This is a genomic window from Roseateles microcysteis (genome assembly GCF_036880965.1).
Taxonomy (GTDB): Bacteria; Pseudomonadota; Gammaproteobacteria; order Burkholderiales; family Burkholderiaceae_C; genus JAUASW01.
The window spans coordinates 207,228-224,160 of record NZ_JBAJMV010000007.1; the positions used below are offsets into that span (position 1 = coordinate 207,228).

General features: G+C 67.6%; 13 protein-coding genes. 4 read left to right on the forward strand and 9 right to left on the reverse strand.

Translation table 11 applies throughout. The features are described from left to right. Window positions 1-1,332, reverse strand: coding sequence for a peptidylprolyl isomerase (locus V3596_RS19625; RefSeq protein ID WP_334279518.1), 1,332 nt, complete (start codon window positions 1,330-1,332; stop codon window positions 1-3). Beyond that, a complete protein-coding gene (locus tag V3596_RS19630) occupies window positions 1,325-3,709 on the reverse strand; it encodes an LPS-assembly protein LptD (RefSeq protein WP_334279519.1) in 2,385 nt (794 codons plus the stop codon). Before V3596_RS19630 ends, V3596_RS19625 begins: the two co-directional genes overlap by 8 nt. A 165-nt stretch (window positions 3,710-3,874) precedes the next feature. Between V3596_RS19630 and V3596_RS19635 the strand changes: the two genes are divergently transcribed. Further along, on the forward strand, window positions 3,875-4,918 hold the full coding sequence (locus V3596_RS19635; protein WP_334279520.1) for an aminoglycoside phosphotransferase family protein: 1,044 nt from the start codon (window positions 3,875-3,877) through the stop codon (window positions 4,916-4,918). Here the strand turns inward: V3596_RS19635 and V3596_RS19640 are convergent. The 3 genes from V3596_RS19640 to V3596_RS19650 all read right to left on the reverse strand — a co-directional run bounded on the left by V3596_RS19640 (window position 4,905) and on the right by V3596_RS19650 (window position 8,409). Next, window positions 4,905-5,870, reverse strand: a complete 966-nt coding sequence (locus V3596_RS19640) for a LysR family transcriptional regulator (protein ID WP_334279521.1) — start codon at window positions 5,868-5,870, stop codon at window positions 4,905-4,907. The genes V3596_RS19635 and V3596_RS19640 overlap by 14 nt on opposite strands. Before the next feature lie 120 nt (window positions 5,871-5,990). After that, window positions 5,991-7,466, reverse strand: a complete 1,476-nt coding sequence (locus V3596_RS19645) for a M20 family metallopeptidase (protein WP_334279522.1) — start codon at window positions 7,464-7,466, stop codon at window positions 5,991-5,993. 61 nt (window positions 7,467-7,527) lie between these two features. Further along, entirely contained in the window at window positions 7,528-8,409 is an 882-nt protein-coding gene (locus tag V3596_RS19650; RefSeq protein WP_334279524.1) for an alpha/beta hydrolase, read from the reverse strand. A gap of 112 nt (window positions 8,410-8,521) precedes the next feature. Here V3596_RS19650 and V3596_RS19655 point away from each other — a divergent pair, with 112 nt between their 5' ends. From V3596_RS19655 to V3596_RS19665, 3 genes are all read left to right on the forward strand, one after another. Next, the gene (locus tag V3596_RS19655) at window positions 8,522-9,361 is read left to right on the forward strand and encodes an enoyl-CoA hydratase-related protein (protein ID WP_334279525.1); all 840 of its coding nucleotides are present in this window, start codon (window positions 8,522-8,524) and stop codon (window positions 9,359-9,361) included. Between the two features lie 86 nt (window positions 9,362-9,447). Then, window positions 9,448-10,809: a hypothetical protein gene (locus V3596_RS19660; protein ID WP_334279527.1), complete on the forward strand. Its 1,362-nt coding sequence runs from the start codon at window positions 9,448-9,450 to the stop codon at window positions 10,807-10,809. A gap of 10 nt (window positions 10,810-10,819) precedes the next feature. Further along, complete coding sequence (locus V3596_RS19665; RefSeq protein ID WP_334279528.1) at window positions 10,820-12,718, forward strand: MORN repeat-containing protein; 1,899 nt, start codon at window positions 10,820-10,822, stop codon at window positions 12,716-12,718. A gap of 3 nt (window positions 12,719-12,721) precedes the next feature. Here the strand turns inward: V3596_RS19665 and V3596_RS19670 are convergent, their stop codons facing one another. The 4 genes from V3596_RS19670 to V3596_RS19685 are packed head-to-tail and all read right to left on the reverse strand — an operon-like array spanning window position 12,722 to window position 16,902. Then, a complete protein-coding gene (locus V3596_RS19670) occupies window positions 12,722-13,498 on the reverse strand; it encodes a LytR/AlgR family response regulator transcription factor (RefSeq protein ID WP_334279530.1) in 777 nt (258 codons plus the stop codon). A gap of 44 nt (window positions 13,499-13,542) precedes the next feature. Beyond that, entirely contained in the window at window positions 13,543-14,646 is a 1,104-nt protein-coding gene (locus tag V3596_RS19675; RefSeq protein ID WP_334279532.1) for a sensor histidine kinase, read from the reverse strand. Further along, window positions 14,646-15,725: a sensor histidine kinase gene (locus V3596_RS19680; protein WP_334279533.1), complete on the reverse strand. Its 1,080-nt coding sequence runs from the start codon at window positions 15,723-15,725 to the stop codon at window positions 14,646-14,648. Before V3596_RS19680 ends, V3596_RS19675 begins: the two co-directional genes overlap by 1 nt. Then, window positions 15,715-16,902 carry a sensor histidine kinase gene (locus V3596_RS19685; protein ID WP_334279534.1) on the reverse strand — a complete coding sequence of 396 codons (1,188 nt, stop codon included), beginning with the start codon at window positions 16,900-16,902 and terminating at the stop codon, window positions 15,715-15,717. Before V3596_RS19685 ends, V3596_RS19680 begins: the two co-directional genes overlap by 11 nt. Window positions 16,903-16,933: the final 31 nt, after the last annotated feature.

Genomic DNA, 16,933 nt, shown 5'->3' on the forward strand with positions numbered 1-16,933 from the left:
TTACAAGTTCCACTCGCGCATCTCGACGAAGGCCTTGGCGCGCAGGTCCTTGACCCAGTCCTGGTACGCCTCTTCGTACTTCTGCTCGCGCAGGGCCGAACGGGCCTGCTCGCGCTGCTGCTTGACGTCCACCTCGACCACGCGGCGCTCCAGCACCTGGATCAGGTGCACGCCAAAGCGCGACTGCACGGCGCCCGACATGCCTTGCAGCGGCAGGGCATTCATCGCTTCCTCGAACTCGGGCACGAAATTGCCGGGCCCAACCCAGCCCAGGTCGCCACCGGCCGAGGCGCTGCCGTCTTCAGAGTTGTCGCGCGCAATGTCTTCGAACTTGGCCTTGCCCGATTCGATCTGGCGCTTGAACTCCATCAGGCGCTGGGCCGCCACTTCAGCCGTCAGCTGGGGCGAGGTGCGCAACAGCACATGGCGGGAACGGGTTTGCGTGACCTGGTTGATGGCCAGGGGGGCCTGGCGCTCGATCAGCTTGAGGACATGGAAGCCCGACGGCGAGCGCAGCACGGTCGGGCGCAGCTCGCCGCTCTTCAGGCCCTTGACGCCGTCCACCAGCAGGTCGGGCAGACGCTCGGCAAGGCGCAGGCCGATCTCGCCACCCTTTTCGCGGAAGCTGTCCTCGGACAGTTCCTTGGCCACCTTGGCAAAGTCTTCGCCGGCCTTGATGCGGGCCAGCGCGCCTTCGGCACGGGCCTGGCGCTCTGCCACCACGGACTCCCCAGCACCTTCGGGCACGCTGATCAGCACCTGCCCGATGTTCAGCTGCGGGTTCTTGTTGGCCTTCTCAAGCTGGTCCAGCAGGTACTTGTCGATCTCGGCATCGCTGATCTTGATGCGCTTCTGCACTTCCGATTCGCGCACCCGCTCCATCAGCATCTGGTCGCGCATGTTGTCGCGGAAGCGCCGGTAGTCCATGCCATCGGCCTTGAGACGCTCGCGCAGTTGCTCCATGGTCAACTTGTTCTGTGCAGCGATATTGGCCACCACGCGGTCGAGCTCGGGCTCGTCCACCTTGGCGCCGGACTCGCGGGCATTGGTGATCAGCACGCGGTCGACGATCAGTGCCTCCAGCGCCTGCTTGCGCAGTTCTTCCAGCTCCAGCACTTCGCCGCGACGGCGGCTTTCCTCACGCAACTGCGCGATACGCCCGAGCACCTCGCTGGCGGCCACCAGGTCGGAATTGACGACCGCGGCGATCTGGTCGCCCGGCCGCACGGTGCTCGTGCTGCCTTGAGCCTGGGCGGGCAGGGAGCTCATGGCGGCAAAGGCAGCACAAAAGGCCGCGGCCGAGGCCAGGAAACGGAAAGAGCGATCAGTCATAGGAGGCTTCGGGGCTGGCCGAGCGGTCAGAACTCAGGGGACGGTAACCGGGGATATTGTCTCTCAGGACCTTGAGGGCGTTGGAACCCAGTCTGGACAGGCCCACCAACTCCAGCTGCAGGAGCAATCGGGTATTGGTCTCGGCCCGGCCGGTGGACAACCTTTCGGCACCCACGCGCAGGATCCAGCAGCCGGCGTCGTACTCGACGCCGACCACCGAATCGGTGAAGCGGCGGTCCCGCAGGCTGTACTGGACCCGGCCCGCGCTGTACCAGGCGCCGCCGCAGCTGCCACCCGCGCTGTCGCGACGGGGGCTGCCATCAGCCTGGGCACCGAAAAGCGGCCATTGCCAGCCCAGTTCGACCTGCTCGCTCTGGCCCCGGGCCAGGCGGTAGGCGGCACTGACGGTGCGGAACGGGCCCGGCGAATAGCGCAGCGAAGTCACCGTCCGCACGGCCCGGCTGCTGTCCGGGTTGTATTGCACCGCGGCGTCCATCCACCACTGCGTGTTCAGGTGGGCCGAGCCGAGCAGCAGCAGGTCGGACAGGCGCTGCGTCTGCGGCTGGCCGTCCGGCGTGATGCGCTGGTCGCGGAAAAGATAGCGCTGCACCAGGCCCAGGCGCAGCAATTCGCCGCCCTGCGACGGATTGACCCAGCGGCTGATCGCACCAAAGCTCAGCTGGTGGTTGTCGGACACACGGTCGACACCCGAGAACTGGTTGTCGGTGTAGATCGAGTCGAAATTGAAGTCTTTCGGCGCCGCATCGAAATTGGGCATGCCGGACTGATCGCGGAACGGTGTGTTCACGTAGAGCAGGCGCGGCTCCAGGGTCTGCAAGGTGCCGCGGCCGAACAGCGCGGTCTGGCGCTCGAACACCCAGCCCTGGTCCACGCTCAAGCTGGGCACGCTGCGCGACATGCTGCGTCGGCCATCCATCTGCGTCTGGTCAAGCGAATAGGCGGCGGCATTGAGCGACAACTTGGGTATCAGCCACCAGCCTGCGCCGCCAAAGGGCAGGCTGACATGACCCAGCAGATGCGCCCGCTGGCCGCTGGGCAAAGTGCTGCGCTGGCTGTCCAGCGCTTCACGTGGCAGCTCGAAACGGTTGTATTCCAGCTCCACCGCGCCTTCCAGGCGAGCGCGGCGGCCCCAGGGCCGGAAGCCCGCCATCACCGCGTCGTCGGCCTCGGTGGACAGGCGCAGCCCGACCTGGGGCACGCGCTGGTACGGCGTCTCGAAGCGGGTGAGCGGATCGGCGCCCTGCAATGCCTGCCAGGCCTGGACGCGGGCATAGGCCTGAGCCTCGCCCCATTCGCGCTGCACCGAGCGGCCAAAGCGCAGGTCGGTGGCCAGCAGCCGAGGCGTCTGGCTTTGCAGGCGCTTGGGCAGGTCTTTCCAGTATTCGTCGTCGGAGGCGCGTTCGGAGCGGATCTGGTAGCGCCAATCGCGGCCGACTTCGCCCTGCTGGGCCAGGTCGAGCGCCCAGCGCGCACGATTGGCCACGCGGTCGTTCGGCAACCAGGCCAGCTTGATCTCGCCGTTGTGGCCGGGCTCGAGATAGCGGTACTCGCTGTCCAGGCCCGCACCACGGCGTGTCATGATGAAGGGAGTCAATGTCGCGTCGTGCTGCGGCGCAATATTCCAGTAGTAGGGCAGGCCCAGCTCGAAGCCGCTGCGGTTGTCCAGGCCGATGTTCGGCGGCAGCCAGCCCGACTTGCGGGTCGAACCCAGGGAGAAGCTGATCGTCGGCGCCGCCAGGATCGGCACGCCGTAGAAGCGCAGCACCGCGCCGCTGGCGATGCCTTCATTCGCTTCGAAGTCCATGCGCAGCTGCGTGGTCGTCAGCTGCCAGGCCGGCTCCTTGCCGTCCTCGACCGGGCAGGAGCTGTAGGTGCCGCCATCGGCCAGCACCCGCTGCTGCCCGATGAAGCGCAGGCGTTCGGCCTTGCCGCCGCCACCGGTCAGCGAGAAGAAGTAGCTGGGGTCCAGGAACTCGCCCTCGAAGCGCTGCACGAACAACTGCAATTCGCTGCCGCGGAACACATTGCCGGCAACGCTGACCTCCACCTTGCCGGTGGCACGCGCTTCGTCGCTTGGCTGCAGGTAGCTGAGCCGGTCGGCCTTCATCAGCAGCTCGCCATAGCGCAGCTCGGCTTCGCCTTCGGCCATCGACAACTGATCCAGCTGGCTTTGCAGGCTTTTGGCGCTGAGCACCACGGCGGGTTTCACCCCGCTGCTGCTGCCCGGCATCGTCAGCACCTTGGCGCGACGCAGCTGCAGTCCGCCCTCTTGCGCCGCGGCCAAGCCGCTGGCGGCCATCATCAGGACCAGGGGCAGCAGCCGCGCTGCAGGACAGAAAAACGGGAAGCGCGGCACGGCAGGCTGGATGGGCGGAATGTGAGAGGAAGGAAGCGACGACGTTTGTAGAATTCATTATCCATGAGGGGCCTGCGTTGGCCGGCGCCCTGTTCGGCCCCTTTATTGGCCATTTCCTTGGCCATTTCCCTGACCACTTGCCGCCCCTCCAGCCCGCCCTTTTCAATGACCCAGCCCCTTTGGCCCGACGCGGCCCGTGAATCCGTCTACAAGGACTGGCTGCAAGCGCTGATCGCGCCGCATCGCCTGCTGCCCGAGAGCCTGGCGCTGGCCAGCATCGACGCCAGCACGCGCCGCTACCTGCGCCTGCAGCAGGCAGGCGGCGGCTCGCTGATCGTGATGGACGCGCCACCCGACTGCAACGACGTGCGCCCCTTCGTCAGCATCGCTCAGCACATGGCCGAATGCGGCCTGCGCGTGCCGGCCATCGTGGCCGAGGACGCCGAGCGCGGCTTCCTCCTGCTGGGCGACCTGGGGCAGCAAACCTATCTGCAGGCGCTGCAGCAAGCCACGCCTGCCGAGGCCGACAAGCTGATGCGCGCCGCGGTCCAGACGCTGATCCAGTGGCAGCAGCGCGGCGACGCCAACCGACTGCCAGCCTTCAACGAGGCCTTCATCCGCCGCGAGCTGCAGATCTTTGTCGACTGGTGCGTGCAGCGTCACTACGGCAAGCACTGGGACGCAAAGCAGCAAGGCTGGTGGGAGCATTGCTGCAAGGTGCTGGTCAAGGCCATCGAGCAACAGCCGCAACTGGCGATGCATCGCGACTACATGCCGCGCAACCTGATGACCAGCGCCGATGGCGTGCCCGGCGTGCTGGACTTCCAGGACGCGGTCTGCGGCCCAGTCAGCTACGACATGGCTTCACTGCTGCGCGACGCCTTCATCTCCTGGGACGAGGAGCGCGAGCTCGACTGGGCGATCCGCTACTGGGAGCAGGCCCGCAAGGCCGAGCTGCCGGTGGGCGAAGACTTTGGCGAGTTCTGGCGCGCGCTGGAGCTGACCGGTCTGCAACGCCACCTGAAGATCCTGGGCATCTATTGCCGCCTGAACTATCGCGATGGCAAGCCCGGCTACATCGTCGACCTGCCGCGCTTCTTCGCGTATGCGATCAAGGTCAGCACGCGCTATATCGAACTGTCGCCGCTGACCCACCTGCTGGAAGACCTGCGCGGCGGCCTCACGCAGACGGGCTTCAATCTGCGCTGAAGCGCTCGCGCACCAGCGAGGTTTCGCAGCCGGCCGCGGCCAGCCAGGGGTCGCGGTCTTCGCCGCCAAAGATCTCGAGCAGGAAGTCGAGGAAGGCGCGGGTGCGGGCCGGCATGTATTTGCGCGTCGGCAGCGCCGCCCAGATCGTGAAGTGATAGAGCTGCCATTCCGGCAACACCCGCTCCAGCGCTTGCTCCATCAAGGCATCCTCGGCCAGGAAGGATGGCAGGCCGGCAATGCCCAGGCCATGCAGGGCTGCCGAGTAGTTCGTGTCGATATGGCTGGCGCTGAGCACCGGTTTGTGCGGCGCCAGGTTAATCACCTCGCCATCGCTCACGCGCGTTAGTGAGATGCCGCGCTGCAGGTCCGACATCGGCGGCAGCAGCGCGTCGTGGTGGGCCAGGTCACGCGGATTCTGGGGCCGACCACGCTTGTCCAGGTACTCCGGCGAAGCGCACATGATGACCTCGGTGCGCGCCAGGCGGCGGGCCACGAAATCACCGTCCAGCGGATGCTTGCTGGTGACGATGGTGATGTCGTAGGCCTCGTCCACCGTGTCCACCGGGCCGGGCGAATGCAGCTCCAGCGTCACCAGCGGATGGCGCTCATGAAAACGCGAGAGATGCTTGGCCAGCTGATGCACGGCCACGGCCGGCGGCAGGAGCACACGCAGATGGCCGCGCGGCTCGGCCGTGGCGGAGCTGACCAGGGCTTCCGCCTCATCCAGCTCGGCCAGGATGCGGCGGGCGCGCTCCAGGTAGCTCTCGCCGATATCGGTCAGCGCCAGGCGTCGCGTGGTGCGGTTCAGCAGGCGCGAGCCGAGGTGCTCTTCCAGCTCGGCCACCAGGCGTGTGACGACCGCGGGCGCCAGATCGAGCGACCGCGCCGCGCCGGCGAAGCTGCCCTCGTCGATGACACGCACGAAGATGCGGATCGCTCTCAGCTGGTCCATGCGTTCAGTCTGCCCGCTCGCGGTGAGTCGTGTCTTCCCCAGCGAACCCCGCTGATCCGGCTTTGCCGGGCAGCCGGGGTTGCCCCCTTGAGGGGGCGCGCGAAGCGCGTAGGGGGTGGGTCAAGGGTGCGCCGCCATGACCTGCGCGACCGCAGCGGTCAGGCGCTTGCCGTAGGGCACATGCAGGAACTCGTTCGGGCCATGGGCATTGCTCTTGGGGCCCAGCACGCCGCAGACCATCATCTGCGCCTTGGGGAAACCCTTTTGCAGCATGCTCATCAGCGGGATCGTGCCGCCCTGGCCGATGTAGCCGACCGGCTTGCCGAAGTGCGTCTGGCTGGCGGTGTTGATCGCTTCCGACAACCACGGCGACAGGTCCGGCGTGTTCCAGCCGGTGGCGCCCAGGGCGCCGGCACGGCCATCCGGCGTGAAGGTGACATTGGCGTTGTAGGGTGCGTTGTCTTCCAGCAGCTTCTTGAGCTCCAGCGCGGCGTTGTTGCCGTCGATCACCGGCGGCAAGCGCAGCGACAGCTTGAAGGCGGTGAAGGGGCGCAGGACATTGCCGGCACTCTTCAGCTCAGGGAAGCCATCCACGCCGGTCACCGACAGCGTCGGACGCCAGGTGCGATTCAAGAGCACCTCCACCGGCTCGGCCGTCATCGGCAGCACCGGGCCGCCGTCCGCGCCGCAGGCCCAGGGCATGCGCTTGTAGACCTCGTCCTTCAGGATCGCGGCCGTGGCCTGTGCCTGCGCTATGCGGTCGGCCGGGATCTCACAGTGGAAGCTATCGGGCAGGAGGCGGCCGGTCTTGGAATCTTCCAGGCGGTCCAGCACCTGGCGCAGGACGCGGAAGCTCGAAGGCACGACGCCCGAGGCGTCGCCCGAGTGGATGCCTTCGGTCAGCACCTCCACCTTCAGGACGCCCGAGACCATGCCACGCAGCGAGGTGGTCATCCAGAGCTGCTCATAGTCGCCGGCGCCGGAATCGAGGCAGACCACCAGCGAGACATTGCCCAGGCGGGGCTTGAGCATGTCGATATAGGCCGGCAGGTCGTAGGAGCCGCTTTCCTCGCAGGTCTCGATGATGCCCACGCAGCGCGGGCGCGGAATGCCCTGCTTGTCCAGCGCCATGATGGCCGTGAGCGAGGCGTAGATCGCGTAGCCGTCGTCGGCGCCGCCGCGGCCGTAGAGCTTGCCGTCTTCGTACTTGGGCGTCCAGGGGCCGAGGTCGGCGCGCCAGCCATTGAACTCGGGCTGCTTGTCCAGGTGGCCGTAGAGCACGATGCTGTCTTCGCTGCCGGCCTTGGTGGCGGGCACCTCGAAGAAGATCACGGGCGTGCGGCCCGGGATGCGAATGACTTCCAGCTTCAGGCCGGCCACCTTCTTGCTCTCGACCCAGGTGGCGGCGTCGCGCAGCACCTTCTCGATATGGCCGTTGGCCGCCCAGTCGGCATCGAACATCGGGCTCTTGGCCGGAATGGCGATGTACTGGGTCAGGGCGGGGACGATTTCCTCGTCCCAGACCCGGGCGGCGAACTCGCCCAGGGCGCTGGCTTCATCGGCTTGCAGCGGTAGCTGCGGATCGCGTGCGTTCATCTCGGGTCTCCGGCGGGTGGCGCTTGGTAAGCGCAGACCCCGGAGTTTAAATCCGCCCGGTTCAGAACCTGCTGGTGTGGGAAAAGCGCTCGTCGAGCCAGGACTGCATGCGCGCGAACACCTGCTCCTGCTCCGGTTCGTTCATCACCTCGTGAAAGAGGCGCTCGAAGCAGTAGCTCTGCACCACCAGCCGCGGTGCGGCAGCGGCAAAGGCGGCGCTGCCGGCCGGGGCCACGCAGCGGTCAGCACCGGCCCACAGCAAGAGCGTGGGCACCAGCCATTCGGATGCATGGTCCAGCACCTCTTCGCCACCGTCCACGATCATCCGCGCCAGCATCGGCGTGATCTTCTTGTGCACCAGCGGGTCCGAGACATAGTCCTTGACCACGGCCGCATTGCGGGAGATCCAGGCCGGCTTCAGGCCGTTGCCAGCCGCCAGATGCGGCGCCAGTGGCTTCGCGATGGCCAGCAAGGCCTTCTGGAACCAGGACATGCCGGGGTCCAGCGCGGGCGAGGTCATCAAGAGCCCATCGATCGGCCGGAACCAGGCCGGCAGCACGCCGCCCGCGCTGGCGCTCAGGCCGCCGGCCACGAAACGGGCCGCGACCAGGCCGCCCATGCTGTGACCCAGCAGGACCAACGCGCCACCACTCAATTGCTCATCGGCATGCAGCTCGTCGATGACCAGGGCCAGGTCCTGCAACAGCTGCTCGGGCTTGGGAATGTCGCCGCGCGGACCGCCAGACGCACCATGACCGCGCTGGTCGTAGGCCACCACATGCCAGCCCCAGCTGTTGAGCTTGGCCGCCACATGCTGATAGCGGCCGGCATGCTCGCCCAGGCCGTGCACGATCAGCACCGTGCCGCGCGCCTTGTCCAGGCCCGGCTTGCTCCATTGCCGCCAGTGCAAGGGCAGGCCGTCATCGGTTCTCAGCGTTCGCATGCCGGTCAGTGTAGGCAGCGCTCCTGGGCACGAGCCCGAGGGCTTCCCCGGACGGTAAAACTACTGTCACCAAGTGGATGGACAGGGCGGCCCGCGACGCTAGGCTGTCGACATGAACGAATTCTTCAGCGTCGAACGCGATGCACGCGGCATCACCGGTCTGGCTCATCTTCAGCTGTGCCAGCCGGCCCGGCTCAACACCATGAGCCTGCCCTTCTTCCCGGCGCTGCGCGACACCTTGCGCAGCCTGCACGACGAGGGCCGCACCCGGGTGCTGGTGATCTCGTCCACCGGCAAGCACTTCAGCGCGGGCATGGCGCTGGATACCTTTGCCGGCGACAGCCCGGCACTCGACACCAGCACCTCGCGAGCCCGCCTGAGCTTCCAGGACATGCTGGGCCGCCTGATGGACTGCTTCACGGCGCTGGACGAAGCCCGCTTCCCGGTGCTGTGCGCGGTGCAGGGCGGCTGCATAGGCGGCGCGCTGGACCTGGCGGCCGCCTGCGACATGCGCTACGCCTCGGCCGACGCCTTCTTCTGCGTGCAGGAGATCAATATCGGCATGGCCGCCGACCTCGGCGTGCTGCAGCGCCTGCAACGCCTTCTGCCGCAAGGGCTGGCGCGCGAGCTGGCCTATACCGGCGAGCGCCTGGGCGCCGAGCGGGCGCTGTCGTTGGGCCTGGTGAACGCCGTGCTGCCCGATGCCCAGGCGCTGCTGGAGCACACCATGAAAGTCGCTCAGCAGATCGCCACCAGGTCGCCCCTGGCCATCGCCGCCAGCAAGCTCGCCTTGAACCATGCGCGCGACCACGGCACCGCTGCGGCGCTGGCCCAGATGAAGCTGCTGCAGAGCGCCGTCTTTGACACCGGCGAAATGGCCCGCGCCATCAGCGGCTGGCAGCAGAAGGAGGACGCCGATTTCGATCCCCTGAATCCGGTACCGTCGCTATAGGGACCCTCTACATCAGCGGGAAGACACGCGTTCCCGCTGGCACGGCGGCCCCCTAGACTGGCCTGAGCAAGCTTCGGATGTCTGTCATGCCGCCTGTTCGCGTCTTCCTGGATCGCTGCAGCCTTTGGGCCATGCTGGCCCTCGTCAGCCTGTTGAGCGCCTGCGCCTCCGCGCCCAAATACACCGTGGACGACGGCCGCAAGGTCGACCCCGTGCTGCTGGGCAGCATCTCCACCTACGGCGCCGGCGAGCGCGCCATCCGCCCGGCCATTGCCCGCAGTGCCACGCTGAAGGACACGGAATGTGACAAGCAATGGGAGCTGCCTTTTGCCGTCGTCTCCAGCCAGGGCTGGGAAGAAACCGACCGCGTCGCCTGGGTGCGCGCCCTGGGGGTGGACGAGCGCCTGACCGTCATCGCCACCTCACCCGGCTCGCCCTTGAACCCGGGCGACAAGATCATCGCGGTGGCCGGCAACGACAGTGCCGAGGCCGAGCAGCAATTGCTGGCGCTGTCCGAAATCCGCGACCGCGGCCGCGCGTTCTCGGTGCTGCTGTCGACCGGGCGCAACGTGGTGATCCAGCCCTTCGAGGTCTGCCGCGGCTACACCCGCTTCGCGCCGCCCAACACACCGAAGATGCAGGACTACCACTGGCTGATGAGCATGCATCCGCTCGAAGTGCCACTGGCCAGCATGACCGAGGACGAGGCGCTGTGGCTGGTGCTGTGGTCGCAAGGCGTTTCCGAGGAAGGCGGCGCGCGCATGAAGACCGTGCACTACGGCAGCAAGATCGCCAGCACGCTCTACAGCATCTTCACCATCGCCACCGGCCTGAAGGGCGCTGCGCTGGCGGCCGATGCGGCGGTGAGTGCCGCCAAGAACGCGGCCGCGTCGGCGGTGTCCGAAGTGCTCAAGCAGCAACTGATCGACCAGGGCAAGGCGCTGGCCCTGCAAAAGCTGCGCGAGTCCTTCACCGAATCGCTGGAAAGCATGACCAAGAGCCAGGTGCTGGGCGCCTTGCAGAAGGCGGCCGCCAACCGCGGGGCGCTCTCAGGCATTTCCTATATTGCCTCGACGGCCTTCGAGCGCGCCGACACCTGGGCCTTCGCGCGTGTCGAAAAGCTCAACGGAAATCCGCTGGCCGCGTTCAGCCTGCACCAGAAACTGCTGGAGCGCGACCTGACCTCCAACTCGATGATCATGGATGCCGAGCGCCTCAGCGCGCTCAACAAGGTCGCCGCGGCCAAGGGTTTCGAGACCGAGGTGGTGGCCATCCTCAAGGGCATCAAGCCCGACGAGATGGTGGCCGATGTGGGCGCCATGCCAGTGGCCTCGGCGCGCAAGCGCTTCAGCTACACGCTGGACAACGACCCCGGCGCCAACCCCTATGCCAATGGCCTGATCGATGCCACGCTGTCCATGCCGCTGGCCACCAAGAAGGGAAAGTAAGGGAATGCCGTTGACTCCGCGTCTTGCTGCTCTGCTGCTTCCGTCGATGCTGGCCGCAGGGCTGGTCTTTGCCCAGTCCGACACACCGCCGCCGGCTGCCCTGCCGGTCACACCCGCAGCCTCCGCAGCTTCCGCACCCGAGGCTGCCCTGCCCGCCTCGGCGCCCGAGCCCGCCGCCAGTGCGCCGGTCGCGCCGGTCGTGCCACCGCCAAGCTGCGGCGCCCTGACCACCCGGGCCAATGCCGCCGACCTGCGCGCGGCCACGGCCCTGGCGCAGAACAAGCCGCTGGAAGAACAGGTCAGGCTCTATGACGAGGCGCTGTCGCTCTGGACCCAGGCCGCCAACACCTGCGACGGCCGGGCCCGCGAGCGTGCCAACCGCAACCTGGCCGACACGCTCGGCCAGCGCGAACAGCTGGCCGAACGCCTGGCCGCCGGCAGCCAGTGCGAAACCGCGCATCGCGATGCCGCGGCGCTGGGCGAACTGGCGACGCAGGCTTTGTCGGAAAGCCGCTGGGACCAGGCGGCACTGCTGTTCCGCAAGGCCGAGAACGGCTGGGACCTGGCCACCGAGGTCTGCACCGGCGTGCAGCAGACGGTGGCCACCAAGCGCCGCGATGAGGCTGAGGTCGATGCCCACAACGCCGAGTTCTGCGCACCGATGTTCGATCGCGCCCGCAGCTTCTGGCAGAAGTTCCGCAGTGCCCAGGCGGGTCTGGCGCCCGACGAACGGCAGCGCCAGTCGCAGATCTCGGAAACGCTGTGGCGCGAGGCGGCCAACCAGTGCCGCAACGAAGCCTCGACCACGGCCCGCAACACCGCCCAGACCCTGGCCCGCGAACGCGGCACGCCCTGGGTGGCCACGCAGCCGCCCGCACCACCACCCGGCACCATGGTGGCTGCTGCCCCGCGCGCGGCACCGGCCCGCCCGGCGCCAGCGCCCGCGGCCAGCAACCCGCTTGCAGCAACTGCCAAGCCGGCATCGGTGCCCACACCGACGGCACCGACAGGCGCCACGGCGGCCACAACAGTCGCCAGCAGCGGCACCCCGGTCGCCGGCGCTGCAGCCACTGCGGCGGCACAGGCCTTGAGCAAGGCGCCGGCCCTTGCCGAGAAGACTGAACCCAGAGCCGAACCGAAGGCCGAGCCCCTGCCCGCGGCTGCCACCGCAGCCCAGGAAGTCGACCTCAAGTCGGGCAACGCCCATTTCAAGGGCCTGTTCGTGCGCGAAGGCGCCGGCAATCTGCTGACCGGCAAGGGCCGAATCGCCTGGGACAACGGCGACAGCTACGAAGGTGAGCTGCTGCGCGGTGAGCGCCATGGCCAGGGCGAATTCAAATGGGCCAGCGGCCAGCAGTACAAGGGCCAGTGGGTCAACGACCGCGCCAGCGGCCAGGGCGAGATGCGCTTTGCCAATGGCAACGTGTTCAAGGGCGCCATCGCCGACGGCCAGCCGCAGGGCGAGGGCGAGATGCAATACGCCTCGGGCGACAAGTACAAGGGCACCATGCACCAGGGCCTGCCGGAGGGGTTGGGCACCTACCTCTGGAAGAGCGGCCAGCGCTACGAGGGCCAGTGGGTCAACGACAAGCCCAATGGCCGAGGCAAGCTGCGCTTTGCCAACGGCAACTACTACGAAGGCCAGGTCCAGAACGGCCTGCCGCACGGCACCGGCAAGCTGCAGTTCGCCTCAGGCGATGTCTACGAGGGCGAGTTCAAGCTAGGCCAGCCGGACGGCCAGGGCACCTATGTCTGGAAGCATGGCGACAAGTACATCGGCCGCTGGATCGCCGGCCTCAAGGAAGGCCTGGGTGCCTTCCTGTGGAGCAATGGCGACCGCTGGGAAGGCGTGTTCAAGAACGACGACCGCAGCGAGGACGGCAAGCTCATCCGCCACGGAACTCAATAGGTCTTATTGACCTTTGAACAAGCCTTGGAACTGCCTGGATACGGGCAGCTTTTCCTCGCGCCCCTTCAGCGTCAGCACCATCGTGTTCTCATCCACGCGGATTGCGCTGGCGATGCAGCGGCTGTTCACGAGCACCGAGCGGTGCACCTGCCAGAACTCATCGGCGTCGAGTTGCGTGAGCAGCTCCTTCAGCGCCGTGCGGATCAAGGCCTCGCCGCCGGTGTAGACGACGCGGGTGTAGCGGTTGTCGCTCTCGAAATAGATCACGTCTTCGGGCGCGATCATCTTGACCTCGCGGCCCAGCGAAGCCTGGATCATCTTCGGCCGCGCAGCAGCGGCCGGCAGCAGCTGCTTGAGCAGCGCCTGCAGGTCAGGGCCGGCGCTGGCAGGCGGCGTGTCCTGCTGCAGGCGGCCGCGCACCCGCTCGATGGCCTGGGCCAGGCGGGTGTCGTCCACCGGCTTCATCACGTAGTCGACCGCACCGGCATCAAAGGCCGACAGTGCATGGTCGCCAAAGGCCGTGACGAACACCACCTGCGGCGGCGTGGCCGTGGCTGCCATGCGGCGCGCCACCTCGATGCCGGTCAGGCCAGGCATGCGGATGTCCAGGAAGCAGACCTCGGGCTCGTGCTGCAGGAAGTCGTCCCAGGCATCGACACCATGAATGCTGGCCGCCACGATCTCCAGCTCGGGCCACAGCCGCTTCAGCGCAGCGCGCAGCTGCTCGCGCGGGCCTTCCTCGTCGTCGGCGATCAGGGCGGTGGGGTTCCTCTTGCTCATGGGTTCTCTCTCCTAGGTTTTTACTGTTTGATCTTTCGTTGCTGTCAGCGCGCGCAGGCCAAATGCACGGCCGCACAGCAGCCACCCTCGGCCCGGTTGCCCAGCTTCAGCGCGGCCCGGCCACCAAAGGCCTGGTGCAGTCGCAGCCGGCTGTTGTGCAGGCCCAGGCTGCCTTCGGAGACGGCCGCCTGCGGGCCAAGCCCCGGGCCGTCGTCCAGCACCTCAAGAAGCAGGTCGCCGCCGTCCAGCAAGCTCGCCTGCACTTTCACTTCGCCGCCAGCCAGGCTGGGCTGCACGCCGTGCTCGACCGCATTCTCGACCAGGGTCAGCAGCACGCCCGGTGGCAGGAGCACATCGGCCGCAGCGGGTGAAATCTCCAGCGAGAAACGCAGCCGCTCGCCCAGCCGCGCCTGCATCACCTCGAGATAGCGCCGCACCGCCTCGGCCTCCTCGCCCACCGCCAGCAGTGGCCGGTCGAACAAGGGAAGCGTGGCGCGCAGGTAAGCCGTCAGCGACTCCAGCAATGGCGCCGCTCGGTCGTCCTTGGTGGCGACCCAGTGGTGCAGCGAGGCCAGGGAGTTGAAAAGAAAATGCGGCTGGATCTGGGCGCTGGAGAGCTTGCGCGAAGCCTCGGCGGCCTGCGCGCGCAGCTCCTCGTCATGCAACCAGTCGGCCAGGAATTCGTTGCGCCACATGGCCACGACCCAGATGCCGAAGGCGAACAGGACGCCCAGCATCAGGTCGCGCATCAGGACCTCCTGGGCGATGTCGCCGAGGCCATGATTCTTGAGATAGGCCATGGTGAAGCCAGCCAGGAAGCCGGCAGGCACCGAGGTCAGGCCATAGGCCAGGTAGAGCCGCTTCATCGTCGGCCGGCGCCAGATGGCTGCAGCCAGGCCCAGCATCAGGAGCGCCTGGGCGAGGAAGATCAGAAAGGTCGGCCCGGCAACGCCTTGCGGCAGGTTCTGGACCAGCAAGCCCGAGACCAGCACGGCGTTCAGCAGCGCTGCGACCTTGACGCTGGGCGAGATCGCGACCTGCGGCGCCAGACGCTGCCATTGCTCAGGCGTGAAGGTGTGGCGCGGGCCCAGCATCAGGGCCATGCGCCAGTCGACCTTGGCAAAGAAGCTCTTCATCGCAGCCAACATCAGGCGGGCTCCACACGCAATTGGGCCAGGCAGCCGCCCAAGGGACCGTTCTCCAGACTCAGGCGCGCCCGCTCGCCAAAGCGTTGTGCCAGCCGCAGCCGCGAATTGCTCAGGCCGACACCTCGGCCCGGCGCCTGCGGTGCCGGCTGTTCCGGGAGGCCGGGGCCATCGTCGGCCACGCTGATCAGCACGCCCTTCTTGAGCTGGCGGCCTTCGATGCGCAACGTGGCTTCGCCCAGCTTGGGCACGACGCCATGCTCGATGGCGTTTTCCACCAGCGTCAGAAGAATGGCCGGCGGCAGCAACTGTTCATGCAGGGCCGGGTCGACGTCGATCTCCACCTTGAGCCGCTCGCCCAGGCGGGCCTGCATCACGGCCAGGTACTCGCGCACGGCGGCCAGCTCTTCACCAACGCTCAGCTGTTCGCGATTGAACAAGGGCAAGGTCGCGCGCAGATAGGCGGTCAGCGCCTCCAGCATCGGCGCAGCGCGCGGGTCCTGGCTGCGCACCCAATGACCCAGCGAGGCCAGCGAATTGAAGAGGAAATGCGGCTGGATCTGCGCCTGCAGCAGCTGGGCCTGCAGCGCCGATTGCAGGTCGCGCTCTTCGAGCTCGCGCAGCCGGCCCTTGATCTGGGTCTGACGGAACATCAGCAAGCCCCACCAGGCCGAGGTGCAGAAGAACAGCAGCACCGCCAGCACCACGATGGCCGCGACCGAATGGGCCTTCTCGAGAAGACCTGCGGAAGCGAACACGCCAGCCATATAGATCAGGCCGGCAACACGGATCGCTGCATTGACCCGCTTGGACGACGGATCACGCCAGAGCCGGCGGCTCTCGGCCATGATGCCCAGCAACAGCAGCAGCCCGCCGCCGATCAATACCGGCGCGAGGTGGCGAGGCATCAGCACGAAGAAGGCCGTCGAGATCGCCGCGTACTGGATGAACACATAGCGGTCGAGTTGCCGCGGCCAGGGCTGGTCGCCGGCACGGGCCAGTTGCTCCGGCGCGAACGCCTGCAGGTCCTGCGGCATGCACCAGCGCTTGAAGCGCGCCAGCAGCGGGAACTCAAACGCCATGGCTGCCTCCCTGCACGCAGATGGTGGCGCGCGTGCCGCGCCCGTCGGGGTCGGCATCCAGCACCAGGCTGGCCTGATCGCCGAAGGTGTGGCCCAGGCGGGCCCGGCAATTGGCCAGGCCCAGCCCCTCGACACCGAAGTCATGCATGCCGACGCCGTCGTCGCAGATCTCCAGGCGCCAGCCCTGGGCCGCGTCGGGCATCAGCACAATGCGCAGCAAGCCGCCGCTGAGCGTGGGCGCCAGGCCATGCTCAAGCGCGTTCTCGACCAGCGAGAGCACGATGCCGGGCGGCAGCATGGCGCGCTCGGACAACGCCTGGTCGATTTCCAGCTCGTATTGCAGCCGCTCGCCCCAGCGCGCCTGCATCACCTGCAGGTAGTGCTGCACCTGGGTCAGCTCCTCGGCCAGGCTGACCTGGGGCTTGAGCATCTGCTCCGCGCTTCCTCGCAGAAAGGCGGTGAGCGAACGCAAGAGGCCGCTGGCGCGCGGGTCGGCGCTGTCCACCCAATGCTGGACCGCCGACAGGCTGTTGAAGATGAAGTGCGGCTGGATCTGGGCCTGCAAGAGACGCAGGCGGGCTTCGGTGGCCTCGCGCTGGTTCTGGGCCTGGGCCTCGGCCTCGCGGCTGCTCTGCAATTGCTGCTGCAGCATGTTGCGGCGCGCCGCCGCCATCAGGGAGAGCAGCAGGCCGATGGCCACTGCGACGCCCAGCGCCAGCGGCAGGCCGACCTTGAGCAGGCCTTCCAGGTCCTCGGGCAGGCGCTCCAGGCCCCCCAGTCCGTGGCGGGTGATGCGCCCGACCATCCAGCCCAGCAGCACGCCCAGCATGATGCCCAGGGTGACCCGCAGGAACATGCCGCCGAAACGCCGGCGGCCGAGGAACTTCTCCGGCTGCAGCCAGGCGGCCAGCAGGGCCACCAGCAGCCCCGCGACGCAGAGCAGGGAAATGCCGAAGGACGAAACCCAACCCATGCCCGCGCCATGCAGGCCCAGGGTCGAACCCACCAGGCCGCCCAGCAGACCGAACCATATGCCCAGGCCGCGGCGGCTGTAGAGCAGGCGGTCGAGTTCGCGCGCCTGGGCCTGCAGCTCCGGCGAAAGCCGCTGGTAGTGCGGCTCCGCCCAGCCGAAGTACCAGCGCTGGAAGCGGTTGGGGGTCGCGGTCGATGTGCTCATGGGGCCGCAGTCTAGGCGCTGCCCCGGCCCC

What these genes read in the sequence shown, in the direction of transcription:
- V3596_RS19675 (WP_334279532.1), bottom strand. Translation starts at nt 14,646, where the DNA reads ATGTTGGCTGCGATGAAGAGCTTCTTTGCCAAGGTCGACTGGCGCATG.
- V3596_RS19685 (WP_334279534.1), bottom strand. Translation starts at nt 16,902, where the DNA reads ATGAGCACATCGACCGCGACCCCCAACCGCTTCCAGCGCTGGTACTTC.
- V3596_RS19660 (WP_334279527.1), top strand. Translation starts at nt 9,448, where the DNA reads ATGCCGCCTGTTCGCGTCTTCCTGGATCGCTGCAGCCTTTGGGCCATG.
- V3596_RS19635 (WP_334279520.1), top strand. Translation starts at nt 3,875, where the DNA reads ATGACCCAGCCCCTTTGGCCCGACGCGGCCCGTGAATCCGTCTACAAG.
- V3596_RS19640 (WP_334279521.1), bottom strand. Translation starts at nt 5,870, where the DNA reads ATGGACCAGCTGAGAGCGATCCGCATCTTCGTGCGTGTCATCGACGAG.
- V3596_RS19645 (WP_334279522.1), bottom strand. Translation starts at nt 7,466, where the DNA reads ATGAACGCACGCGATCCGCAGCTACCGCTGCAAGCCGATGAAGCCAGC.
- V3596_RS19680 (WP_334279533.1), bottom strand. Translation starts at nt 15,725, where the DNA reads ATGGCGTTTGAGTTCCCGCTGCTGGCGCGCTTCAAGCGCTGGTGCATG.
- V3596_RS19670 (WP_334279530.1), bottom strand. Translation starts at nt 13,498, where the DNA reads ATGAGCAAGAGGAACCCCACCGCCCTGATCGCCGACGACGAGGAAGGC.
- V3596_RS19625 (WP_334279518.1), bottom strand. Translation starts at nt 1,332, where the DNA reads ATGACTGATCGCTCTTTCCGTTTCCTGGCCTCGGCCGCGGCCTTTTGT.
- V3596_RS19650 (WP_334279524.1), bottom strand. Translation starts at nt 8,409, where the DNA reads ATGCGAACGCTGAGAACCGATGACGGCCTGCCCTTGCACTGGCGGCAA.
- V3596_RS19655 (WP_334279525.1), top strand. Translation starts at nt 8,522, where the DNA reads ATGAACGAATTCTTCAGCGTCGAACGCGATGCACGCGGCATCACCGGT.